Origin of the sequence: Azonexus sp. IMCC34842 (genome assembly GCF_050368855.1) — a bacterium.
Taxonomy (GTDB): Bacteria; Pseudomonadota; Gammaproteobacteria; order Burkholderiales; family Rhodocyclaceae; genus Azonexus; species Azonexus denitrificans_A.
On sequence record NZ_CP178449.1, the window covers coordinates 1,677,904 to 1,699,912 of the forward strand.

A 22,009-nucleotide genomic window follows, 5' to 3' on the forward strand; every position below is an offset into this window, starting at 1 on the left:
ACGGCTACTGCAGGGTCGCCAGGAAGCGGTCGCGGGCTTCTTCCAGTGCCGGGCGGGACGCTGCATCGATCAGGCGGGTAGAGGTCCGGTAGAAGGTATCGAAGGCCGAGAGGACAAGGCTTTCGCTCAGCTTGCCGCGCCCGGCGGAAGTTTGTTCCGGGGCAGGAGGGTCGAGCGCTTTGAGGGTCGCGGAGCGGGGAATGATCTGCTGTCCGCCGTTTTCCGAGCGGGCGGTCAGCGGCCCGGTTTTGACGAAGACCCGGCCCTGGTATTCGAAGCGGGCACCGTCGGGGAGTTGCTGCAATTTCATGCGGTAATTTCCAATCCGGAGGATGGCCGGATATTAGCCCATTCTCCGCTTGCCAAAAATCGGATACTGTACAAAAATACAGCCATAGGTTTTTAGTGGAGCAGACCATGAAACTCACGCCACGTCAGCAGGAAATTCTCGACTTCATCAGGAGCACGCTGGAAGTGCTCGGTGCGCCACCGACGCGCATGGAGATTTCCCACGCCTTCGGCTTCGCTTCACCCAACGCGGCGGAAGATCACCTCAAGGCGCTCGCCAAGAAGGGAGCCATCGTCCTCGAACCCGGTTCGGCGCGCGGCATCCGGCTGGTCGAGCAGCTCGGCTTGCCGTTGATCGGCATGGTGGCGGCAGGTTCGCCGATTCTTGCGGTGGAAAATGTACAGGGCCGCTACGCGCTCGATGCCCAGCTGTTCAGCCCGCGCGCCGATTACCTGCTCAAGGTACGCGGCCTGTCGATGATCGACGCCGGCATCTTCGACGGCGATCTGCTCGCCGTGCATAAGACCGCCGAGGCGCGCGACGGCCAGATCGTCATCGCCCGGGTGGCCGAGGATGTCACCGTCAAGCGCCTGAAGCGGCGTAACGGGCTGATCGAACTGATTGCCGAAAACCCGGATTACGAGCCGATCATCGTCAATCCGGCCGAGGTCGATTTCGCCATCGAAGGTGTTGCCGTCGGTTTGATTCGCGGGGCGATCAGCAGCTTGTCATGAGCGCCGTGGCGTTGCCGGCCGCGTTGGCAGAGGTCCTGGCCAGAGGCGATATCTGGCGCGGCGACACCCTGGCCAGCCTGCCGGCCAGCGCCATCCCGAGTGGTCATGCCGAGCTTGATGCCGAATTGCCGGGTGGTGGCTGGCCGCGCGGCAATCTCACGGAAATCCTGGTCGACCGCAGCGGTCTCGGCGAAATCAGTTTGCTGTTGCCGGCTTTGGCGCGGCTATCGGCCGAAGGCGGCTGGCTGGCTCTGGTTGCCCCGCCGTGGTTGCCGCATGCACCGGCCTGGGCGGCGGCCGGGCTGGCTCTCGATCGGCTGGTCGTCGTCCAGGCCGGCAAGCAGGCCGCCTGGTGCTGCGAACAACTGCTCGCCTGTGGCGGATTTGCCGGCCTGCTGGTCTGGCCGGAAGCCGGTATCGGTGCTCAGGCGCTGCGGCGCTTGCAGGTCGCCGCCGAAGGCCAGGCTACTTTTACCTGTCTGTGGCGGCCGCTGACACAGGCCGGAGTTCCGTCGCCGGCGCCTTTGCGCCTGACCCTGGCGGCGAGTGACAACGGTTTGTCGGTGCAGATCCTCAAGCGGCGCGGCCGACCCGCGGCGCGCCCGCTCAATTTGTCTTTGCCCCATCCCGGGAGATCGTCACGTGCTCTGGCTGGCCCTTCACTTTCCCTTGCTACCGCTCGAGGCCCTGCCGCTGCGGCAGTCGCCTAGCGCGGTCGTCAGTCGCGGACGGGTGCTAGCCTGCGACCGGCAGGCAGCAGAGGCAGGGGTCAAGAGCGGGCAAAAGCTATCGACGGCGCTCGGCCTGCAGCCCGGCCTGGCCGTTTTCGAGCGGGAAGCGGTGCGCGAAAACGGCGCACTGGAAAGCCTTGCCTGCTGGGCCGGGCGATTCACGCCGACACTCAGTCTGGCGCCACCGAATACCTTGCTGCTGGAAATCGGTGGCTGCCTGCGCCTGTTCGGCGGCGTGGAACCGATCGTCGACGCGGTCCTTGCCGGTTGTGCCGAACAGTGTTATTCGCCCACCTGGGCGGTGGCGCCGACCGCGCTCGGCGGGCGCTGGCTGGCACAGGCCGGAGCCGGCGCCATTTATCGCGAGCCGGCGGCCATGCAGGCGGCGCTGGCCGGCTTGCCATGCGCCGTTCCCGGCTGGCCGGCCGAGGCACAGAGTCGGCTGGCCTCTTTTGGCCTGAAACATCTCGGCGATCTGCAGGCCTTGCCCGCCGCCGGTTTGCGGCGGCGGATCGGCAGCGAGCCGGTCGACGATCTGTTGCGGGCGAGGGGCGAGCTGCCGGACCCGCAACAGCCTTTCGTTTTTCCCGAAAGCTTTGCCATTGAAATCGAGCTGCCGGCCCGCGTCGAGCATGCCGAGGCGCTGGCCTTCGCCGGACAGCGGCTGTTCGCCGCGCTGGCCGGCTGGCTGCATGGCCGGCAGCTGTTGGTCCGCGCCTGTACGCTGCAACTGAAGCACGATGATGGCTCGCTCACCGCGCTGGTCCTGCGCTTTGCCGAACCGGCGGCCGACGAGGGGCGTTTTCTCCGTCTGCTGCGCGAGCATCTTGCCCGGCTGCACTTGGCTGCGCCGGTCGAGGTCTTGCGGCTGCTCGCCGATGAAGTCGAGAACAAGCCGGGAGCCAGCGCCCATCTGTTCGACGCGGCACCGGTCGGCGAGGGTGCGTTGGCTTGCCTTGAGCGTCTGCGGGCGCGGCTTGGCGAAGCAGCCGTCCAGGTGCTCGGCGAGAAAGCGGATTACCGGCCGGAGTGCGCCAGTGTGCACCGCGATGCCGCGCCGGATGTTGCCCAGCCCAAGCGCTCGCCACCGCCAGCCGCCGCCATGCCGCCCCGGCGCCCGCTGTGGCTGCTGCCGGCCCCGCTGCCGCTGGTCGAACGGGCCGGTCAGCCGCACTGGCATGGCCCGCTGAAGCTGCTGTCGCGTGCCGAGCGGCTGGAAAGCGGCTGGTGGGACGAAGGGGAAATAGCGGCAGCCGGCGATGTGCGCCGCGACTATTTCGTGGCCCGCAACCCGCAGGGGCAATGGGCTTGGGTGTTTCGCGATGCGCAAGGATGGTATCTGCATGGCCTGTTCAGCTGAACAACTCCCCGACTACGCCGAGCTGCACTGCCTCTCCAATTTCACCTTCCTGCGCGGCGCTTCGCATCCGGAGGAGTTGGCGAAAAAGGCGCTGGCCCAAGGCTATCAGGCACTGGCGCTGACCGACGAGTGTTCGCTGGCCGGCGTCGTGCGGGCGCATCTGGCGGCGCAAGCGGCCGGCCTGAAATTCATTGTCGGCAGCGAGATGACGACATCGGATGGCCTGAAGCTGGTCTTTCTGGCTGGCAACCGCCACGGCTACGGCAACCTGTCGGCGCTCATCACGCTGGCCCGGCGGCGCGCGGAGAAGGGCGCCTATACCCTGCAGCGTAACGATCTGGAAGCCATTTCGCCGAGCGGTGCGTTGCCCGATTGTCTGGTGCTCTGGGTGCCGGATGCGACGCCCTCGGTCGACGATGGGCGCTGGCTGGCGGCGCGTTTTCCCGGGCGTGTCTGGCTGGCCGTCGAACTCCACGCCGGCCCGGATGATGCGGCCCGTCTGGAAAGTCTGCAGGACCTCGGCGAAGCGAGCGGCCTGCCGCTGGTGGCGGCGGGTGACGTGCATATGCATGGGCGTTCCCGGCGCCCGGTACAGGATGTGCTGACTGCGCTCCGACTGAAAACGACGGTCTTTGAGGCCGGCTACGCGCTTTATCCGAATGGCGAGCGGCATCTGCGTTCGCGCTTGCGCCTGGCCCGTCTCTATCCGCCCGAACTGCTTGCCGAAACGCTGAAGATCGCCGCTCTGTGCACCTTTTCGCTCGACGAACTACGCTACGAATACCCGGAAGAAATCATTCCGGCCGGCGAAACGCCCGCTTCCTGGCTGCGCGCTGAAACCGAGCGCGGTCTGGGGCGGCGTTATCCGACCGGCGTGCCGGACAGTGTGCGCGAGCGGGTCGAGCACGAGCTGACCCTGATCGGCGAAATGAACTACGAAGCCTATTTCCTGACCGTCTACGACATCGTCTGCTTTGCCCGCAGCCAGCGCATCCTCTGCCAGGGGCGGGGCTCGGCGGCCAATTCGGCGGTCTGTTACGCGCTCGGCATCACCGAGGTCGACCCGGCCCGCTCGGCCTTGCTGTTCGAGCGCTTCGTTTCCAAAGAGCGTGGCGAACCGCCAGATATCGACGTCGATTTCGAGCACGAGCGGCGCGAGGAAGTCATCCAGTACATCTACGGCAAATACGGCCGCGATCGGGCGGCGCTGGCCGCCGCGCTGATCACCTACCGGACCAAGGGCGCCTTGCGCGATGCGGGCCGGGCGCTCGGCTTCGGCATTGCCCAGATCAACGCCCTGACTGCCTCGCTGGCCTGGTGGGACCAGCGCGAACAATTGCCGGAGCGCTTCGCCGAACTCGGCCTCGACCCGACGGCGCCGCGGGTCGAGAAATGGCTGGCCATTGCCGCCGCCCTGCGCGGTTTTCCCCGTCACCTGACGCAGCATGTCGGTGGCTTCGTCATTTCGCGCGGGCCGTTGTCGCGGCTGGTGCCGGTCGAAAATGCGGCGATGGAAGCGCGCAGCGTCATCCAGTGGGACAAGGACGACCTCGATGCGATGGGGCTGATGAAGGTCGATGTCCTGGCCCTCGGCATGTTGTCGGCGATTCGCCGGACGCTCGACATGGTCGGCGAGCGCCGCGGCCAGCCGTTCGCACTGCAGGCCATTCCGCCGGAAGACCCGGCCACCTACGAAATGCTTTGCCACGCCGACAGCATGGGCGTCTTCCAGGTCGAGTCACGGGCCCAGATGGCCATGCTGCCGCGTCTGCAACCACGCAACTTCTACGATCTGGTGGTCGAAGTGGCGCTGGTCCGGCCGGGGCCGATTCAGGGCGACATGGTGCATCCCTATCTGAAACGGCGGCAGGGCAAGGAAAAAATCGAGCAGATTTCGCCGGCCGTCGATGCGGTGCTGGCCCGCACATATGGCGTGCCGATCTTCCAGGAGCAGGTCATGCAACTGGCCGTGGTCGCCGCCGACTTCACACCCGGCGAAGCCGATCAGTTGCGCCGGGCGATGGCCGCCTGGAAGCGCAAGGGCGGGCTCGAGCCGTTCGAGCAGAAACTGCTGGCCGGCATGGCAGCCAACGGCCTGCCGGAAAGCTTTGCCCGGCGGATCATCGCCCAGATCCAGGGCTTCGGCGAGTACGGTTTTCCCGAGTCGCACGCCGCCAGTTTTGCCTTGCTGGTCTATGCCTCGGCCTGGCTGAAGCGCCATGAACCGGCGGCCTTCCTGTGCGGTTTGTTGAACAGCCAGCCGATGGGTTTCTATTCGCCATCGATGCTGATCCAGGATGCCCGGCGGCATGGGGTCACGGTGCTGCCGCCGGACGTCGCGACCAGCGACTGGGACAGCCGGCTCGATGAAAATGGCGCGGTGCGTCTCGGTCTGCGCGAGATCGGCGGATTTTCCCAAACGGCCGCCCAACGCATTGCCGCGGCAGATCGCCGGCAACAGCCTTTTGCCAGTGTCGCCGATCTGGCGGCGCGGGCCGCTCTGCACCGGCGCGATCTCGACCTGCTCGCCGCGGCCGACGCCCTGGCCAGTCTGGCCGGCCACCGCCGGCAGGCCGCCTGGGCGGCGAGTGTGGAAAAAACGGCGCCTCCGAATAAAGGGGGACTCCAGGGCGATCTGTTCGACGGCTTGCCGGTACGCGAAAGCACGGCCGAACTGGCAGCGCCGAATGCCGGGGAAAATCTGGTAGCCGATTACCGCAGCCTCGGCCTGACGCTGCGCGAGCATCCGCTGACGCTGCTCCGCCAACATCTCGCCGCACGCCGCTTCGTCATGGCTGCCAGCTTGCGCACGGCTGGCCAGCGGGCCTTGATCCGCACCGCCGGCATCGTGGTTGGCCGACAGCGACCGGGAACCGCGACCGGCATCGTCTTTGTCACGCTGGAAGACGAAAGCGGGCTGGTCAATGTCGTCGTCCATCCGCAACTCGTCGACAAGCAGCGGCGCGAGCTGCTCGGCTCAGCCTTGCTTGGCGTCTATGGGCAGTTGCAGAAGGAGGGCGAAGTGGTGCATCTGGTGGCCAAGCGGCTGGTCGATCTTTCCGCCTGGCTCGGTCGGCTGGAAACGGTCAGCCGCGACTTTCACTGATCAGTGCGGCCAGCGTCGCCACCGACCGCAGGTGCTCGCGGGCGCCGGCGTCCTTGGCTTCGAGCACGATTCCATACTTTTTCTTCAGGGCCAGCACCAGTTCGAGAGCGTCGATCGAATCCAGCCCGAGGCCATCCTCGGCGAAGAGCACCGTGTCATCGCCGATCTCGGCCGGCGTGATGTCTTCGAGATTCATCGTTTCGATGATGAAAGCCTTGAGTTCCGCGTGCAGTGTTTCCATGTCTCAGTTCAGTTTCTTGCGTAGCTGGAAGCCGGAAAAACCCAGCCGTTCTTCGTTCTCTTCATTGATCAGGCGCAGCGTGTCGCCGCGTCCGCTGCCCAGGCCGGCGGTCACCGCCTCGTTCTCGGAAACCGGCTGAAAGCCGATGCGCAACAGCAGTTCGGGCTTCTCCGGGAAGCGCATTTCGCCGACCAGCAGGCCGTCGTCTTCCTTGAGGATGATATGGTCGGGGGCCGGGCCATCGATCTTGTCGATGATTTCGTAGCGCCCGATCAGCTGCAGGAATTTTTCCGGAATGGCGCTTGGTGTCAGCTTCTCGCCGAACATCAGCGATTCGCCGCCGATGCGCCCGACGACGATCTGCCGTCCGTTAACCGTGGCAATCGACAGGCGGATATCCTCAAAAGCCCCGACCCGCACCGGCACCATGCCGAAGACCTTGTACTTCAGCGTGAGCAAGCCGTCTTCGTGCGGCACCAGCTGGAAATGATGGCCGACCGCATCGGCATCGATCTTGCCGGATGCGGTGGAAACCTTGGCCAGTCCGACCAGCGTATCGAAATGGCCGTTGAAGAATTGCAGTTCCTCGCTGTTTGGGGCGCGCTCGGGGGAACGGACCACCGGGGTCGGCGCCGGGCGGATGCCGGTCTTCGCTTCGAGCATCAGGCGCAGCGCTTCGGTGGCGATTTTCGAAACGGAAACCGCCGAGGTCGCCGAGTTGGAGAGTACGACAACGCCCAGCTTGTGCTCCGGTAGCAGCGCCATCATGCTGTGCGAATCGGGCAGCGAGCCGCCATGGCTGGCGACCGGGCCGCCGCCGGGCACTTCGATGCCGCTCATCATCCAGCCGAGGCCGACGTATTGCTGGAAGGTCAGCGGCAAATCCTTGTTCTGGACGCGGAACATCTCGCGCACCGTGGCGCCGGACAATACCTGCCGGTCGCCGGCCTTGCCGTCGGCAAACTGCATCTTGATGAACTGGCCGAGATCGACGACATTGCTCAGCAGGTTGGCGGCCGGCATGTCGCGCAACGAGAAGACTTCAACTTCCTGGTTATGATCGTAGGCCTTGGCAATCGCCCGCGAGGCGAAGCTGCTCTGGGTCATGCCCAGCGGCTGAAAGAAATGGCGTTCCATGTAATCGTTGAACGGTTCGCCGCTGACTTTCTGGACCGTCGCGCCGAGCAACGCCATGCCGACATTCGAATAGGAAAAAACGAAATTGGGCGGGAAGGTCAGGTGTTCGTCGCGCAGTTCGTCGACCACCGTTTCAAAACGCCCCGGCTCGCGGACGAACATGCCGCGCAGGAAATTGGAAGGCAACCCGGAATGATGGCTCATCACGTTGCGCGGTGTGACCGGCCCGGCATTGGGAAAGCGGGTTTTGATGGCAAACTCGGGCAGGGCGGCGGCCAGCGGCTGGTCGATGTTGATCTTGCCCTGTTCGGCCAACTGCATGGTGGCGGCGGCGGTAAATACCTTGGCAATCGAGCCGGCGCGATAAACCGTCTCCGGCGTCGCCGCAATATCGTTTTCGCGATCGGCGAAACCGAAACCCTTTTGCCAGACGATCCGCTGATCATCGACCAGCGCGATACTGATGCCGGTGATCTCGTTGGCCGCCATCTCGCGGTCGATCAACCAGGAAAGATAGTTTTGCGTGTGCCGATAATCGCCGCGGCTGCTGCCTTCCGAAACCGGCGGCGGCGTGGCGCAGGCAGCGAGCAGCAGCAGAGTGCTGGCGACGAGCGGAAGAAGGCGGCTGGACATGGAAAAAAGCTCTCACGGTGGGTTGGCGACGCGGCGCGCGATTATAAATCAGATACCTAGGCTCGCCGCAGGGGAAAATAGCTGACAAATTCAGTCGAGTATTTTAAAATCCGCCCTCGTTTGAAAAGGGAGATTTGGCTTCATGTTCCGGTATCTGCGTGAGGATATCCGTGCGGTTTTTGACCGCGATCCGGCAGCCCGCTCGTTCTGGGAGGTGCTCACCTGCTATCCGGGCATCCATGCCCTGATCCTGCATCGCCTGGCGCACTGGCTGTGGGGCCACCGGCTGCGCTGGCTGGCACGTTTTACGGCACATTTGGCCCGCTTCTTCACCGGCATCGAAATCCACCCGGGAGCCACCATCGGCCGGCGCTTCTTCATCGACCACGGCATGGGTGTGGTGATCGGCGAAACAGCCGAAATCCACGACGACGTGACGCTCTACCACGGCGTTACGCTGGGCGGTACCTCGTGGCACAAGGGCAAGCGTCACCCGACGCTGGAAAATGGCGTGGTGGTCGGGGCCGGCGCCAAAGTGCTCGGGCCGATCACGATCGCCGCCGGCGCCAAGATTGGCTCCAATGCCGTCGTCACCAAGCCGATGCCGGCCGGCGCCACAGCGGTCGGCAATCCGGCGCGGATTCTCGACAACTCGGAGCAAAGCCGGCAACGCCAGGCGCAAGCCGAAAAAATGGGTTTCTCCGCCTATGCCGTCGGGCGCGATCAGGACGATCCGCTGGCCAAGGCCGTTCATGCGCTGCTCGACCACGCGGCCGAGACCGACCGTCGCCTGACCTCGCTGCTCAAGGAGCTGGCAGAGCAGGGCGTCAAGTGCGACAACGAAGTGCTGGCGGCCGATCGCTTCGATCCCAATTACCTGAGTAAAATAGTTGACTAATTTGCTGCGGCTTCGTTATAGTTGACCATAATACTAGGTTATTAGCGGGAGAGCAGCAATGCGTTTGACCACCAAAGGGCGTTTCGCCGTCACTGCCATGATCGATCTGGCCTTGCGCGGCGAAGGCGGGCCGGTAGCGCTGGCCAGCGTCAGCGAGCGGCAGAAGATTTCCTTGTCTTATCTCGAGCAGCTGTTCGGCAAGCTGCGCCGCTATCGACTGGTCGACAGCGTGCGTGGTCCGGGTGGCGGTTACTGCATCGCCCGGCCGCTCAACCTGGTAACCGTGGCCGATATCATCCGCGCCGTCGATGAGCAGCTCGATGCGACGCAATGCGGCGGCCGCGAAAACTGTCACGATGAACATCGCTGCATGACGCACGACCTGTGGTCCGCGCTCAACTCGAAAATGTACGACTACCTGTCTTCGGTGACGCTGGCCGAACTGGTCGATCGCCAGAAGCTCAAGCTGGCCGGGCTTGCTCCGAGCGTGCTCGAAGACAAGCGGCGCTCGAGCCCGCCGGTGCGGGCCAAAGCCGGTCGCGAAAAAACGGCTGCGGTCATCTGAGAACGCCATGTTCCGGCCTGCCTATCTCGACCACAATGCCACGACACCGCTCGATCCCGCGGTGCTGGCGGCCATGCTGCCCTGGCTGGAAAGCCAGTACGGCAATGCGTCGAGCCGGCACGAATTCGGCCGGGCGGCACGGCGGGCGATCGATGAGGCGCGGCAACAGGTAGCCGCAGCGGTCAACGCCCATCCGACCGAGGTGATTTTTACCAGTGGCGGCAGCGAAACCAACAACCTGTTCATCAAGGGCGCCGCCGCTTCGCTGAAGCCTGGCCTGTTGGCAGTCAGCGCCATCGAACACCCCTGCGTGCTCAAGCCGTCCGCGCAATTGGCAAGGCAGGGCTGGCAAGTACGAACGCTGGCGGTGGATGGTGCCGGCCGGCTCGATTTGGCAGACTTTGCGGCAGCCTTGCTGGCCCAACCGAAACTGATTTCGGTGATGCAGGCCAATAACGAAACCGGTGTCGTGCAGGATATCGCGGCCTTGGCTGCAACTGCCAAGGCTTGTGGCGCCTGGTTCCACAGCGATGCGGCACAGGCGCTGGGTAAGCTGGCGATCGATTTTCGGGCGCTGAATGCGGCCGGTGTTCATGCCCTGACGCTGTCGGCGCACAAGGCTTGCGGCCCGAAAGGCGCGGCGGCACTGGTGCTCGACAAGCGGGTCGAACTGCAGCCGCTGATTGCTGGCGGCGGCCATGAACGCGGCCTGCGTTCCGGTACGGAAAACGTGCCGGCGATTGTCGGATTCGGTGTCGCAGCGGAACTTGCGGCGCAAGCTGTTGCCGAACTACCGGCTCGCTTGCGGGCCATGCAGGCGAAACTGGAGGCCGGACTGGTGGGGCTGGGTGCGCGGATTTTTGCAACGGACGCGAAACGTTTGCCGAATACCAGCTATTTCGCCTTTTCCGATATCGATGGCGAAACCCTGGTCGGCAAACTGGATCGGGCGGGATTCGCCGTAGCCAGTGGCGCCGCCTGTTCCAGCGCCAACCCGGAACCGTCGCATGTCTTGCGGGCGATGGGCGTGGCACCGGAAATCGCCCGTGGTGCGGTGCGCGTCAGCCTTGGCGCCAGCAACACCGATCTGGAAATCGAACAATTCATCAACGCCTTGCAGGTTACCGTCGGACGCCTGCAGGGACTGACAGCGATGGCTGTCTGAACAACCCGACTTAGCGAGAATACGATGAAACTTCCTATTTACCTGGATTACTCGGCGACCACCCCGGTCGACCCGCGCGTGGCGGAAAAAATGATTCCCTACCTGTGCGAACATTTTGGCAACCCGGCCTCGCGTTCGCACAGCTTTGGCTGGGTGGCGGAAGCCGCCGTCGAGGAAGCGCGCGAACAGGTCGCCGCGCTGGTCGGGGCCGATCCGAAGGAAATCATCTGGACCTCCGGCGCAACCGAATCGAACAATCTCGCCATCAAGGGTGCTGCCAATTTCTACGCCAGCACCAAGGGCAAGCACATCATTACCGTGAAGACCGAACACAAGGCGGTGCTCGATACCGTGCGCGAGATGGAGCGCCAGGGTTTCGAGGCGACCTATCTCGATGTCCAGGAAAACGGCCTGCTCGACCTGGAAGTCTTCAAGGCGGCGATTCGTCCGGATACCGCGCTGGTCTCGGTGATGTACGTCAATAACGAAGTCGGCGTCATCCAGCCGATTGCCGAACTGGGCGAAATCTGCCGCGACAAGGGCATCATCTTTCACGTCGATGCCGCCCAGGCGACCGGCAAGGTCGATATCGACCTGAGCAAGCTGAAGGTCGATCTGATGAGTTTCTGCGCCCACAAGACCTACGGTCCGAAGGGCATCGGCGCGCTGTACGTCCGGCGCAAGCCGCGCATCCGCCTCGAAGCGCAGATGCATGGCGGCGGTCATGAGCGCGGTTTCCGTTCCGGCACGCTGCCGACGCACCAGATCGTCGGCATGGGCGAATGTTTCCGTTTGGCCAAGGAAGAAATGGTCGAAGAAAACAAGCGCGTCGGCGCCTTGCGCGACCGCCTGCTCAAAGGCCTGCAGGATATGGAAGCGACTTTCGTCAATGGCGACCTCGAGCAGCGCGTCGCCCACAACCTGAACATCAGCTTCGCCTATGTCGAAGGCGAGTCGATGATCATGGCGATCAAGGATCTCGCGGTCTCATCCGGCTCGGCTTGCACCTCGGCCAGCCTGGAACCATCCTACGTTTTGCGCGCCCTCGGTCGCGACGACGAACTGGCCCATAGCTCGATCCGTTTCAGTATCGGCCGCTTCACAACGGAAGAAGAAATAGACTATGCAATCAACTTGTTGAAAGCGAAAGTTGGGAAGTTACGCGAACTTTCTCCGCTGTGGGAAATGTTCAAGGACGGTGTTGATTTGAGCACCGTTCAGTGGGCTGCGCATTGAGTTGCTAGTCGGTAGTCGCTAGTTATCAGCAAGCTTTTGCTAGCGACTAATAACTAACAACTAATAACTGATTTTAGGAGAAATAACATGAGCTATAGCGTCAAAGTCATTGATCATTATGAGAATCCGCGCAACGTCGGTTCCTTTGCCAAGGAAGACGACGGGGTCGGTACCGGCATGGTTGGCGCACCGGCTTGCGGCGACGTGATGAAGCTGCAAATCAAGGTCAACAAGGCCGGGGTGATCGAGGACGCCAAGTTCAAGACCTACGGTTGTGGCTCGGCGATCGCCTCGTCGTCGCTGGTCACCGAATGGGTCAAGGGCAAGACGGTCGATCAGGCCCTGGCCATCAAAAACACCGAAATTGCTGAAGAACTGGCCCTGCCGCCGGTTAAAATCCACTGTTCGATTCTGGCCGAGGATGCCATCAAGGCAGCCGTGGCCGATTACAAGAAAAAGCACGGAGAATAAGCATGGCAGTCACCTTGAGCGACAAGGCGGCGCAGCACGTCGCCAATTACCTGACCAAACGAGGCAAGGGCATCGGCCTGCGTCTCGGCGTGCGGACCAGCGGCTGTTCCGGCATGGCCTACAAGCTGGAATTTGTCGACGAGGTTGATCCCGAGGATCTGGTATTCGAAAGCAATGGCGTCAAGGTCTTCGTCGACGCCAAGAGCATGCCTTATCTCGAGGGAATGGAACTCGACTTCGCTCGCGAAGGCCTGAACGAAGGGTTCAAGTTCAACAACCCGAACGTCAAGGATCAGTGCGGTTGCGGCGAATCATTTAACGTCTGATGGATTTTCGCGCCGACCACTTCGCCCTGTTCGGATTGAGCCGGAGTTTCCGGCTCGATCTGTCCGACCTCGATTCCCGCTATCGCGACATTCAGGCCCAGGTCCATCCGGATCGTTTCGCCAACGCCGGCGATGCCGAGCGACGGATGTCGATGCAGTGGGCGACGCATGCCAACGAGGCTTATCAGACGCTGAAAAAGCCACTGGAACGGGCCAAGTACCTGCTGCATCTGACCGGCCACGACATCCAGGCGGAGAGCAATACCGCGATGCCGACCGATTTCCTGATGGAGCAGATGGAGTGGCGCGAAGCGGTGATGGATGCCCGCAACGGCGGCGATCATCACGAACTGGAACATCTGCATAACCGCCTGCACGCCGACATCAAGCAGCGTTATGAAGAACTCGGCGAACTGCTCGACGGCAATGACGATTACGCGCTGGCCACCGACCGTGTGCGCCGGCTGATGTTCCTGGAAAAACTGTTGTACGAAATCGACGACGCGCTGGCGTCGCTGGAAGAATAAAAATGGCCCTGTTTCAAATTGCCGAGCCTGGTGAGTCGGCCGCCCCGCATGAGCACAAACTGGCTGTCGGCATCGACCTCGGTACGACCAATTCACTGGTCGCCACTGTGCGCAGCGGCATCTCGATCTGCCTGAGCGACGAGCATGGGCGCACCTTGCTGCCCTCCGTGGTGCGTTATCACGCCGATCACACGACCGAAGTCGGTTACGACGCCCAGACCCACCAGGCGGTCGATCCGCGCAATACCGTGGTTTCGGTCAAGCGCTTCATGGGGCGCGGGCTGAAGGATATTTCGCATGTCGAATCGATGCCCTACGACTTCGTCGAAGCGCCGGGCATGGTCAAGGTCAAGACGATCGCCGGCATCAAGAGTCCGGTCGAAGTCTCGGCGGAAATCCTGAAAACCCTCAAGGAACGGGCCGAGACTGCGCTGGGCGGCGATCTGGTCGGCGCCGTGATCACCGTGCCGGCCTATTTCGACGATGCCCAGCGTCAGGCGACCAAGGATGCCGCCCGTCTGGCCGGCCTCAATGTACTCCGCCTACTCAACGAACCGACCGCTGCCGCCATCGCCTACGGGCTGGATAACGGCGCGGAGGGGGTCTATGCGGTTTACGACCTGGGCGGCGGCACCTTCGATATTTCCATCCTCAAGCTGACCAAGGGCGTCTTCGAAGTGATGTCCACCGGCGGCGATTCGGCGCTGGGCGGCGACGATTTCGACCACCGCATCTTCTGCTGGGTGATCGAGCAGGCCAAGCTGCAGCCGCTGTCGCCGGAAGACGGGCGGCTGTTGATGATGCGCTGCCGCGAAGGCAAGGAATTCCTGACCCTGAACGCCGAAGCACCGATTTCGGCGCGCCTGTCGACCGGTGAAATGGTCGATTTGAAGCTCAATGTGGCGACCTTTGCCGAGATCACCCAGACGCTGATCTCGAAGACGCTGCAACCGGTCAAAAAAGCGCTGCGCGATGCCGGCCTGCGCGCCGAAGATATCAAGGGCGTGGTCATGGTCGGCGGCGCGACGCGCATGCCGCAGATCCAGAAGGCGGTCGGCGACTTCTTCCGCCAGGAACCGCTGACCAATCTCGATCCGGACAAGGTCGTCGCGCTCGGCGCCGCGACCCAGGCCAACTTGCTGGTCGGCAACAAGACCGGCAAGGACGACTGGCTGCTGCTCGACGTCATTCCGCTGTCGCTCGGCCTGGAAACCATGGGCGGCCTGACCGAGAAGGTGATCCCGCGCAATGCCACCATCCCGACGGCGCGCGCCCAGGAATTCACCACTTTCAAGGACGGCCAGACGGCGATGGCCATCCACGTCGTCCAGGGCGAGCGCGAACTGGTCTCCGACTGCCGTTCGCTGGCCCGCTTCGAATTGCGCGGCATTCCGCCGATGGTGGCCGGCGCGGCACGTATCCGCGTCACCTTCCAGGTCGATGCCGATGGCCTGCTGTCGGTAGCGGCACGCGAACAGACAACCGGCGTCGAGGCAAGCGTCATCGTCAAGCCGTCCTACGGTTTGTCCGACGACGAAATCACCGGCATGCTCAAGGATTCGATGGAGCACGCCAAGGACGATGCGATCAACCGGGCGCTCAAGGAAGCGCAGGTCGAAGGGCAACGGATGATCGAGGCGACCGAAGCCGCGCTGAAGGAAGACCCGCATCTGCTTAACGAGTCCGAAACAGCCAAGATTCAGAACAGCATCGCCAAGCTGCGCGAAACGATGAACGGCGAGAACCGCCGCCTGATCAACATCGCGATGGACGACCTCGGCTTTGAAACGCAGGAATTCGCTCACCGCCGGATGGATCAAAGCATCAAGAAAGTCCTCTCGGGCCGCAAGGTCGATGACATCAAGCTTGGTGAAGAAGGAGAAGTTGCATGACCCAAGTCGTCGTATTGCCGCACCCCGAGAACTGTCCGGACGGCGCCGTCATCGAGGCGGAAGAGGGCAAGTCGATCTGCGAGAACCTGTTGGAAAACGGTATCGAGCTCGACCACGCCTGCGAAATGTCCTGTGCCTGCACGACCTGTCACGTCATCGTCCGCGAGGGTTTCAATTCGCTCGAAGCCGCCGAAGAGGAAGAAGAAGACCTGCTGGACAAGGCCTGGGGTCTGGAACCCAACTCCCGCCTCGGCTGCCAGGCGATCGTCCGGACGACGCCGCTGGTCGTCGAGATTCCGAAATACAGCATCAACATGGCGAAGGAGGGACACCGCAAATGAAATGGACCGACATCAACGATATCGCCATCGAACTGAGCGAAGCGCATCCGGACATCGACCCGCTGAAAATCAACTTTGTCGATCTGCGCAACTGGGTCATGGCCTTGCCCGAATTCAACGACGATCCGAAGCACAGCGGCGAAAAGGTTCTCGAAGCCATCCAGCAGGCCTGGATCGACGAGGTGGCGTGAAAACCCGTGACTTCCCGGGCCGCGGCAACCAGCTGAATGTACTCGGCGGGCCTTTGCTGCCCTGCAGCGAGCGGCCGGTCACCGGCTTCTTCCGGGATGGTTGCTGCAATACCTCGGAAGAAGATTTCGGCAGTCACACGGTTTGTGTCGTTCTGACCGCCGAATTTCTCGCCTACTCGAAAGCTGCCGGCAACGACCTGTCGACGCCGCATCCGGAATTCGGTTTTCCCGGCCTGCAACCCGGCCAGCGCTGGTGCCTGTGCGCCGCCCGCTGGCTACAGGCATACGCGGCCGGCAAGGCACCGCAGGTCGCGCTCAACGCGACCAACCAGGCCGCCCTCGAAATCGTGCCGCTGGCGGCGCTGAAAGAACACGCCGTCGACCTGCACTGAATCAGGCGGCGAGCGGCGCCGCTGACGGGCTGCCGCGCAGATGTTCGCTCATGCTGGCAACCGAGAGCAGGACCAGCATCGACGAGCCGTCCTTGGCCGGCGTCTTGACCACCGAAGCCAGCACCGAGGCGACCCCGACATAGATGTTCGACAAATCGTCGATGTCGCTGACCGCGGCTTCCATGATCTCGCCCAGCCGGTCCACCAGAATCCCGAAATTGACGCCGTTTTCGCCGCGCACCACGACCACCTGCCGGCTGCCCGCGGTTTCCGCCGGCACCGCCAGGCCGAGCGCCGCATCGAGGTTGTAGATCGGCAAGGCTTCGTTGCGATGGAGCAGGGCGCCATAAACCTGTTTCGGGGCATTGGCCAGGCAGGCGGCACCGCTCAATTCGATGGCCTCCTCGACCGCCGTGACCGGCAGCCCCAGCCAGTGATCGCCAAGGTGGAAGGTGGCGATTTCGCAGACCGGAACGTCGGCGGCAATGCTTGAGCGACGGCTGGCGACATCACCGCTCGGCTTGGTCAGGCTTGCCTGCGCGTCGTAAACCCCGAGCGGAATGAAGACCAGCGCCGTCACTTCGTTTCGATAGGTATCGTCGCCGCCTTTGTATTCGCGGTAGCCGGTCGATAGTCGGGCGCCGACCGCCATCGCCTGGCCGTTCACGACGATCAGCCGGGAACAGCCGCCGGCTGGCGGCTTGAGCAGATCGGGCGGGATTTCAAGTTGCTGGCCGGGCTGGTAGGCGGGATCGCTCGCCGCGACGATCTTTCCCTCGGCATCGAGGAAGACGGCGAAGCTGCCGGCCACCGGTTCGCCGGAAGCCTCGCGGGGCAGGGCGTCGTAAAGCATCGCGGCAAACTGCGGCGCGCTGTCGAAGACAATGGCGATGCCGCCGACCACCCGGGCGTCGTCCGGCGCGCGCAGGGCCGCCAGATAGACATAGGTCGGCCGTGCCGCGTAGAGCGGGCTGCCGGCGAAACGGGAAACCGCGTAGGACTGGCTGCTGGCCAGGGCCAGGCACTCATCGACCCAGGGTTCGTCGAGCGGCTGGCCGACCAGTTTGGCGTGCTCCGGGTTGGCCGCTGCGATGACCTTGCCGGTCGTGTCGAACAGCAGGATGTCGTCGTACACGGTGTACAGGCTGTTGATATAGCCGATTACCTTTTCCAGCCCGGCTTGCCGGCCGTTGTCGTCAGCCGTCGCCATCAGCCGGCGAATCGTCGAGTCGAGCGCCCACCAGCGACAGTCGTTGGCCCGTTCGTACAGATTGCGGTCCATGATGTCGACGGCCAGCGCGGCGAAGAACTGGCTATCGGCGAGCAGCGACGACAGGACGGTGGTCTGCAGATTGCCGATCGAGCGCGAGAAGACTTCGCGCATGCTCATGCCGACGCGGCTGATCTCCCGCAGCAGAATCTTCGAAAAATTGCTCGAGGCGGACGTCGCGCCTTGTCGCACCGTGCCGTTCCACACCGCCCGGCTGAGATCGCGCTGAATGGCCTCGGCCTGCTGCGGGATGGCCCGCAACGTCGCGGAAAAGGCCCGGCCGCCGGACATCACCGAAGCCAGCAGGCTGGGCTCGATTGCCGCCAGCTGGTCGTCGTCGTGCATGTCGAAGGCCTGATCAACCGGCATCATCACCAAACCCCGCCAGCCCGGCCCCAGGTAGCCCTGGTAGCCCTTGGTGTCGCTGGCGAAGGCGAGATAGCTGCGCCCGGCGAAGCGCAGGCGCTGCAAGCGGCCGGAGGCCAGCTGCAATTCCGCGCCGACCGGCACCTGCCACGGGTCGCTGCTGGCGATGACCTGGCCGCCGGCGTCGAGCAGGGCCAGCACGCCGGGATCGTCGGCCTGCGCCAGGCTGCGGAAAATCCGCGTCATTTCGTCGGCAAAACGGAAACACAGGGCCAATACGCCGAGCGTTTCGCCTTGCGCCGAGCTGACCCGGTAGGCGTAGATCAGCGCGCGCGGCCGGTCGGGAAACAGCCCGGAATGCCCATAGACCTCGACATAGGCGGCCGTAGTAGCCGCGGCCTGGCGGACCCAGCCGTCGCCGATGGCAAGAACCCGCGCCTCCGGCGCCAGCCGGGCGAGAATGCCGCCGTTGCAATCAAGCAGGACGACATCTTCGTACACCGAATACTTACGGACATATTCCTGGAAACGCTGCTGTAGCGCCCGTGGTTCGCCCGGCTCGGCGGCAAAGCGGCGAATCGCGTCGTCGGTGGTGAGAAAGCCGATATCGGCCGTGCGCTCGAACAGGTTGCGGATCAGGATATCGATCACCACCTGCGACTTGGCCTTCATTTCCTGTTCGCGCTTGGCCAGCGTTTGCTCGGCCAGATTGTTCAACAGTTCGCTGGTCAGGCTGGCGAACGCTTCGCGCGTCTGGCCGATTTCGGCCGTCGTGCCGGACATCTGGCCGAGCAGGTTGAGGTTGTCCCAGACTGCCTGCAGCGATTGCAGCACTTCCCGGTATTCCTCGATCAGTGGCATGTGTGGCAACAACTGACGCACGCCATCCTTAACTTCAATGCCTTTATATCTCGCCACGCAAATCTCCAGTTGCCGACATGTTTACCTGACGAAGCAATTGATGTGCCCGTCAAGACGCCCTGTAGCAGCGGCTTTCGGACATTTTTCGGCACTAAAACAGGTGCTTTGTCCAAGCGACGCACCGACGTGGTGCCGGGCTGTTTTCGCTGGCGCACGCCACCTATTGCAGCCGCATGGACCGCAGCGCAGGCGGCGTGGGACAATGCCGGCCGACAACAGTATTGAAAACGGGCGATTTTTTGCCCACCACGACAAAGTGCGAGCAAAAATGACCTACGAAGAGCATCTCGACGAAGTAACCACGCTGATTACCGAGAAGTACGACATCGCCGACGCCGCCGCCATCGAGATGGTGATGCGCGCCCAGGCCGACGATTTCTTTGTCGGCCACGACGACGATCCGTCGATCTGCACGCTGGATCGCGCCCATCTCGACGCCAAGGCCATTTTCAAGAAGTACAAGTAAGACTTTCAGGGAGATAGCGATGCGCTCGACTCGTGCAACAGCGGCGGTGGCCCGGCTCAATGAGCGGAGTGAAGGGCGCCACTATCTGATGGTGATCACCGGCAATGGCCAGTTTTTGCTGCGCGAACGGGTCGAGGGCGGTGACCAGGCCGTTTCGGAAGCGCTGTCGCTCGACGACTTCGTGCGCTTCGTCAATGCGCAGGGGCCGCAGAAAGTGCCGCGCATCACCAAGAACGATGCCGCCTTCGCCAAGCAACTGATCCGAAAAACCTGAGGCGCCCACTTATTTGTCATCATCCCGCTGTGCCAAATGGATAAAATGGCCTGATTCAGGCAATGCCGACAATCACGGGGGAAAAGATGCAAGCGCTTGCGGCCACTTACTACGACGTACTCGGCATCGGGCCGGAGGCCACGCTGGCCGACATCAAGGCAGCCTACGCCCGGCAACTGGGCGCCTTCCGGGAAAAGATGAAAACGCCGGAGAAGCCGGCGGCGGAAAGCCTCGATGCCTTGCGCCAGGCGTTCACGATCCTCGGTGATCCACTGTCCAGAGAGAGCTATGATGCTTCGCTGAACGGCGTGGCGAACCAGGCCATCGCCCTGGAACCCCCGGCCGAAGCAGCGACCCCGACGGACACGCCGGCTGCGGAGGCCGAAGCCGCCGAGCCGCGCGAAGAGAACTTCCGCTTTACCGGCGAAGGCGGCGAGTATTTCCGCATCTGGATCGTCAATATCCTGCTCAGCATCGTCACCCTCGGCATCTATTCGGCCTGGGCCAAGGTGCGGCGCGAGCAGTATTTTCATCGCAACCTGATGCTCGACGGCTCTGGCTTCGACTATCACGGTCAGCCGATGGCCATCCTCAAGGGGCGGATCGTCGCCGTGGTGCTGCTATTCGGCTTGTCAGCCGCCCAGCGTTTCAGCCCGCTGGCCTACGGAATCGCCATCCTCTGCCTGCTGCCGCTGGTTCCCTGGCTGGCCGTCAAGGCCTTTCGCTTCCGTGCCCACAACACCAGCTATCGCGGCCTGCGTTTCTCCTTCCACGGTAGCTACGGGCAGGCGTTCAAGGTCTTCGTCGGTTACGGGCTGCTGGTGCCGTTCACGTTGTGGCTGGCCTTCCCGGTTTTCTATCGGCAGTTGCGCAAGTTCGTGCTCGACAACACCCGCTTCGGGACCACCGCCTTCGAGTGTGCCGTCACCACTGGCGCCATCTACAAGATATTCCTGCTGCCCGGCCTGGTGTTCATCGCGCTGTTCATCGGCCTTGTGGTCACTGCCGTCGTGGCGGCCAGCGGGAAGGGCGGCCAGGAAGCCCTGGTCGCCCTCGGCTTCCTGTTCATGCTGATCCCGCTGATCTTCGTGGCGGTACAGGCCGTCGTCGTGCCCTATGTCACGGCGCGCACCAACAATGCGGTATGGAGCAGCACCCGCCTCGGCGAGCACCACTTCCGCAGCCGTTTGCCGGTCGGCGGCTATATCGGCCTGACGGTGGTGAACTGGCTGGCCACTGTATTCACGCTCGGCCTGTTCATTCCCTGGGCGCGGGTTCGCGTCGCCCGCTTCCGGGCCGAGTATCTGGCCCTGGCGGTCAGCGGCAGTCTCGACGACTTCGTGGCCGGCGAGGCCGGTAGCGCTACGGCGATCGGCGACGAAGCGGCCGAAATGTTCGATCTGGACATCGGCCTGTGACGGGCATCGCCGCCAGCTACTACGACGGGCGCACGCCGCTCCGCCAGCCGGCGGAACTATTGGCGATCGGCGATGAAATCGTCGCCCGCGGCCCGTTCGGCGAGCGGCGGGCCCGCCGGGCCGAGGTCGAGATTTCGGAAGCGATGGGGCGTTCGCCGCGCATCGTCCGTTTTGCCGATGGCGCGCTGCTTGAAGTGGCCGATCTGGAAGAATTTGCACGCTGGCTGAAGGTGGCCGGCTTTGCCGAGTCGCCGGTCGTCCGCCTGCAGAAGCGCTGGTCCTGGGCGCTCGGCTCGCTGCTCGGGACGGTCCTGCTGATTGCGGCGATCTATTTCTGGGGCCTACCGGCGCTCACCAAAGTGCTCGCCCCGCGCATCCCGGCGGCAGTCGTCCAGTCGCTGTCGCAGCAAACCCTGACCTTCCTCGACCAGAAGGTGCTGACGCCGTCAAATCTCAGTGCAGCGCGGCGCGCCGAACTGACGGCATACGCCGACCGGATTCTGCAGGCCGGTGCCGAGCACCCCGGCTATCGCCTGCATTTTCGCTCGTCGGCGATGGGGCCCAATGCTTTCGCGTTGCCCAGCGGCGATGTCGTGATTTTCGATCAACTGGTCGAACTGGCCGGGAACGACGACGAAGTGGCCGGCGTCGTCGCCCACGAACTCGGACATGTCGCCTACCGGCACGGCATGCGCCAGCTGATCCAGTCATCGGTGGTCTCCTTCGTCGTCGGCGTCTACCTCGGCGACGTCTCATCGATAGCCGCCAGCCTCGGCGCCCTGGCGCTCGAATCGCGCTATTCGCGCGACTTTGAACGCGAGGCCGACGCCTATGCGGCGCGGACCATGCTGGCCGCAGGACGGGGCACCGAACCGCTGGCCGCGATGCTGGAGCGCATGGAAAAAGCCCATAACGCGAAGGGCAGGGCAGGCTCGGCATGGGATGGCCTTGCCAGCCACCCTGACACCGCCGAACGCATCGCCCGCCTGCGCGCCATGCGCTAGCGCCGGCGAACCACGGCAGGCATGCCACATGCGCCGGCCGCCGATTGACGGAGCA

At 63.5% G+C, this 22,009-nt stretch carries 23 protein-coding genes; 19 read left to right on the forward strand and 4 right to left on the reverse strand.

Annotated features, from left to right (window positions below):
• Window positions 1-4: 4 nt before the first annotated feature.
• Window positions 5-310, reverse strand: coding sequence for a hypothetical protein (locus ACLIKD_RS07910; RefSeq protein WP_428827881.1), 306 nt, complete (start codon window positions 308-310; stop codon window positions 5-7).
• Window positions 311-417: 107 nt separating this feature from the next.
• Between ACLIKD_RS07910 and lexA the strand changes: the two genes are divergently transcribed.
• From lexA to ACLIKD_RS07930, 4 genes are read left to right on the forward strand one after another with little or no spacing between them, the layout of a single operon-like run.
• Window positions 418-1,023, forward strand: a complete 606-nt coding sequence (gene lexA / locus ACLIKD_RS07915) for a transcriptional repressor LexA (RefSeq protein ID WP_226414242.1) — start codon at window positions 418-420, stop codon at window positions 1,021-1,023.
• The gene (imuA, locus tag ACLIKD_RS07920) at window positions 1,020-1,733 is read left to right on the forward strand and encodes a translesion DNA synthesis-associated protein ImuA (RefSeq protein WP_428827882.1); all 714 of its coding nucleotides are present in this window, start codon (window positions 1,020-1,022) and stop codon (window positions 1,731-1,733) included. Before lexA ends, imuA begins: the two co-directional genes overlap by 4 nt.
• On the forward strand, window positions 1,666-3,114 hold the full coding sequence (locus tag ACLIKD_RS07925) for a Y-family DNA polymerase (protein WP_428827883.1): 1,449 nt from the start codon (window positions 1,666-1,668) through the stop codon (window positions 3,112-3,114). Before imuA ends, ACLIKD_RS07925 begins: the two co-directional genes overlap by 68 nt.
• Window positions 3,098-6,220: an error-prone DNA polymerase gene (locus ACLIKD_RS07930; protein ID WP_428827884.1), complete on the forward strand. Its 3,123-nt coding sequence runs from the start codon at window positions 3,098-3,100 to the stop codon at window positions 6,218-6,220. The genes ACLIKD_RS07925 and ACLIKD_RS07930 overlap by 17 nt, the downstream gene beginning before the upstream one ends.
• Here ACLIKD_RS07930 and ACLIKD_RS07935 read toward each other — a convergent pair.
• Together ACLIKD_RS07935 and ACLIKD_RS07940 are read right to left on the reverse strand one after the other, a co-directional pair.
• Window positions 6,201-6,461: a phosphopantetheine-binding protein gene (locus ACLIKD_RS07935; RefSeq protein ID WP_428827885.1), complete on the reverse strand. Its 261-nt coding sequence runs from the start codon at window positions 6,459-6,461 to the stop codon at window positions 6,201-6,203. The genes ACLIKD_RS07930 and ACLIKD_RS07935 overlap by 20 nt on opposite strands.
• Before the next feature lie 3 nt (window positions 6,462-6,464).
• Complete coding sequence (locus ACLIKD_RS07940; RefSeq protein ID WP_226414205.1) at window positions 6,465-8,231, reverse strand: serine hydrolase domain-containing protein; 1,767 nt, start codon at window positions 8,229-8,231, stop codon at window positions 6,465-6,467.
• A 142-nt stretch (window positions 8,232-8,373) separates the two neighbouring features.
• Between ACLIKD_RS07940 and cysE the strand changes: the two genes are divergently transcribed.
• The 11 genes from cysE (at window position 8,374) to ACLIKD_RS07995 (ending at window position 16,235) form a co-directional block, all read left to right on the forward strand.
• Window positions 8,374-9,129, forward strand: a complete 756-nt coding sequence (gene cysE, locus ACLIKD_RS07945) for a serine O-acetyltransferase (RefSeq protein ID WP_226414202.1) — start codon at window positions 8,374-8,376, stop codon at window positions 9,127-9,129.
• Between the two features lie 58 nt (window positions 9,130-9,187).
• Window positions 9,188-9,694, forward strand: a complete 507-nt coding sequence (gene iscR / locus ACLIKD_RS07950; protein WP_428827886.1) for a Fe-S cluster assembly transcriptional regulator IscR — start codon at window positions 9,188-9,190, stop codon at window positions 9,692-9,694.
• A 7-nt stretch (window positions 9,695-9,701) separates the two neighbouring features.
• Window positions 9,702-10,859: a cysteine desulfurase family protein gene (locus tag ACLIKD_RS07955; protein ID WP_428827887.1), complete on the forward strand. Its 1,158-nt coding sequence runs from the start codon at window positions 9,702-9,704 to the stop codon at window positions 10,857-10,859.
• Between the two features lie 24 nt (window positions 10,860-10,883).
• Window positions 10,884-12,095, forward strand: coding sequence for an IscS subfamily cysteine desulfurase (locus ACLIKD_RS07960; RefSeq protein ID WP_428827888.1), 1,212 nt, complete (start codon window positions 10,884-10,886; stop codon window positions 12,093-12,095).
• A gap of 87 nt (window positions 12,096-12,182) precedes the next feature.
• Window positions 12,183-12,566: a Fe-S cluster assembly scaffold IscU gene (gene iscU, locus ACLIKD_RS07965; RefSeq protein ID WP_226419852.1), complete on the forward strand. Its 384-nt coding sequence runs from the start codon at window positions 12,183-12,185 to the stop codon at window positions 12,564-12,566.
• A gap of 2 nt (window positions 12,567-12,568) precedes the next feature.
• Window positions 12,569-12,892, forward strand: a complete 324-nt coding sequence (gene iscA / locus ACLIKD_RS07970) for an iron-sulfur cluster assembly protein IscA (RefSeq protein WP_226419851.1) — start codon at window positions 12,569-12,571, stop codon at window positions 12,890-12,892.
• Entirely contained in the window at window positions 12,892-13,419 is a 528-nt protein-coding gene (gene hscB, locus ACLIKD_RS07975) for a Fe-S protein assembly co-chaperone HscB (RefSeq protein WP_226419850.1), read from the forward strand. The genes iscA and hscB overlap by 1 nt, the downstream gene beginning before the upstream one ends.
• Window positions 13,420-13,421: 2 nt before the next feature.
• Window positions 13,422-15,311, forward strand: coding sequence for a Fe-S protein assembly chaperone HscA (gene hscA, locus ACLIKD_RS07980; protein WP_428827889.1), 1,890 nt, complete (start codon window positions 13,422-13,424; stop codon window positions 15,309-15,311).
• Window positions 15,308-15,652, forward strand: coding sequence for an ISC system 2Fe-2S type ferredoxin (fdx, locus tag ACLIKD_RS07985; RefSeq protein ID WP_226470749.1), 345 nt, complete (start codon window positions 15,308-15,310; stop codon window positions 15,650-15,652). Before hscA ends, fdx begins: the two co-directional genes overlap by 4 nt.
• Window positions 15,649-15,843, forward strand: coding sequence for a Fe-S cluster assembly protein IscX (gene iscX / locus ACLIKD_RS07990; protein ID WP_226470747.1), 195 nt, complete (start codon window positions 15,649-15,651; stop codon window positions 15,841-15,843). Before fdx ends, iscX begins: the two co-directional genes overlap by 4 nt.
• Window positions 15,840-16,235, forward strand: a complete 396-nt coding sequence (locus ACLIKD_RS07995; RefSeq protein WP_226470745.1) for a DUF2237 family protein — start codon at window positions 15,840-15,842, stop codon at window positions 16,233-16,235. Before iscX ends, ACLIKD_RS07995 begins: the two co-directional genes overlap by 4 nt.
• Window position 16,236: 1 nt before the next feature.
• On the opposite strand, the gene ACLIKD_RS08000 is transcribed toward ACLIKD_RS07995, so the two are convergent.
• Complete coding sequence (locus ACLIKD_RS08000; RefSeq protein WP_428827890.1) at window positions 16,237-18,789, reverse strand: chemotaxis protein CheW; 2,553 nt, start codon at window positions 18,787-18,789, stop codon at window positions 16,237-16,239.
• Window positions 18,790-19,060: 271 nt separating this feature from the next.
• On the opposite strand from ACLIKD_RS08000, the gene ACLIKD_RS08005 reads away from it, so the two are divergent.
• The 4 genes from ACLIKD_RS08005 (at window position 19,061) to ACLIKD_RS08020 (ending at window position 21,954) form a co-directional block, all read left to right on the forward strand.
• Entirely contained in the window at window positions 19,061-19,258 is a 198-nt protein-coding gene (locus ACLIKD_RS08005) for a hypothetical protein (RefSeq protein ID WP_226419844.1), read from the forward strand.
• 19 nt (window positions 19,259-19,277) lie between these two features.
• Window positions 19,278-19,532, forward strand: a complete 255-nt coding sequence (locus tag ACLIKD_RS08010; RefSeq protein WP_428827891.1) for a hypothetical protein — start codon at window positions 19,278-19,280, stop codon at window positions 19,530-19,532.
• An 86-nt stretch (window positions 19,533-19,618) separates the two neighbouring features.
• The gene (locus tag ACLIKD_RS08015; RefSeq protein WP_428827892.1) at window positions 19,619-20,950 is read left to right on the forward strand and encodes a DUF898 family protein; all 1,332 of its coding nucleotides are present in this window, start codon (window positions 19,619-19,621) and stop codon (window positions 20,948-20,950) included.
• A complete protein-coding gene (locus ACLIKD_RS08020; RefSeq protein ID WP_428827893.1) occupies window positions 20,947-21,954 on the forward strand; it encodes a M48 family metallopeptidase in 1,008 nt (335 codons plus the stop codon). The genes ACLIKD_RS08015 and ACLIKD_RS08020 overlap by 4 nt, the downstream gene beginning before the upstream one ends.
• Window positions 21,955-22,009 lie beyond the last annotated feature (55 nt).

What these genes read in the sequence shown, in the direction of transcription:
- ACLIKD_RS07910 (WP_428827881.1), bottom strand. Translation starts at nt 310, where the DNA reads ATGAAATTGCAGCAACTCCCCGACGGTGCCCGCTTCGAATACCAGGGC.
- lexA (WP_226414242.1), top strand. Translation starts at nt 418, where the DNA reads ATGAAACTCACGCCACGTCAGCAGGAAATTCTCGACTTCATCAGGAGC.
- imuA (WP_428827882.1), top strand. Translation starts at nt 1,020, where the DNA reads ATGAGCGCCGTGGCGTTGCCGGCCGCGTTGGCAGAGGTCCTGGCCAGA.
- ACLIKD_RS07930 (WP_428827884.1), top strand. Translation starts at nt 3,098, where the DNA reads ATGGCCTGTTCAGCTGAACAACTCCCCGACTACGCCGAGCTGCACTGC.
- ACLIKD_RS07935 (WP_428827885.1), bottom strand. Translation starts at nt 6,461, where the DNA reads ATGGAAACACTGCACGCGGAACTCAAGGCTTTCATCATCGAAACGATG.
- ACLIKD_RS07940 (WP_226414205.1), bottom strand. Translation starts at nt 8,231, where the DNA reads ATGTCCAGCCGCCTTCTTCCGCTCGTCGCCAGCACTCTGCTGCTGCTC.
- cysE (WP_226414202.1), top strand. Translation starts at nt 8,374, where the DNA reads ATGTTCCGGTATCTGCGTGAGGATATCCGTGCGGTTTTTGACCGCGAT.
- iscR (WP_428827886.1), top strand. Translation starts at nt 9,188, where the DNA reads ATGCGTTTGACCACCAAAGGGCGTTTCGCCGTCACTGCCATGATCGAT.
- ACLIKD_RS07955 (WP_428827887.1), top strand. Translation starts at nt 9,702, where the DNA reads ATGTTCCGGCCTGCCTATCTCGACCACAATGCCACGACACCGCTCGAT.
- ACLIKD_RS07960 (WP_428827888.1), top strand. Translation starts at nt 10,884, where the DNA reads ATGAAACTTCCTATTTACCTGGATTACTCGGCGACCACCCCGGTCGAC.
- iscU (WP_226419852.1), top strand. Translation starts at nt 12,183, where the DNA reads ATGAGCTATAGCGTCAAAGTCATTGATCATTATGAGAATCCGCGCAAC.
- iscA (WP_226419851.1), top strand. Translation starts at nt 12,569, where the DNA reads ATGGCAGTCACCTTGAGCGACAAGGCGGCGCAGCACGTCGCCAATTAC.
- hscB (WP_226419850.1), top strand. Translation starts at nt 12,892, where the DNA reads ATGGATTTTCGCGCCGACCACTTCGCCCTGTTCGGATTGAGCCGGAGT.
- hscA (WP_428827889.1), top strand. Translation starts at nt 13,422, where the DNA reads ATGGCCCTGTTTCAAATTGCCGAGCCTGGTGAGTCGGCCGCCCCGCAT.
- fdx (WP_226470749.1), top strand. Translation starts at nt 15,308, where the DNA reads ATGACCCAAGTCGTCGTATTGCCGCACCCCGAGAACTGTCCGGACGGC.
- iscX (WP_226470747.1), top strand. Translation starts at nt 15,649, where the DNA reads ATGAAATGGACCGACATCAACGATATCGCCATCGAACTGAGCGAAGCG.
- ACLIKD_RS08005 (WP_226419844.1), top strand. Translation starts at nt 19,061, where the DNA reads ATGACCTACGAAGAGCATCTCGACGAAGTAACCACGCTGATTACCGAG.
- ACLIKD_RS08010 (WP_428827891.1), top strand. Translation starts at nt 19,278, where the DNA reads ATGCGCTCGACTCGTGCAACAGCGGCGGTGGCCCGGCTCAATGAGCGG.
- ACLIKD_RS08015 (WP_428827892.1), top strand. Translation starts at nt 19,619, where the DNA reads ATGCAAGCGCTTGCGGCCACTTACTACGACGTACTCGGCATCGGGCCG.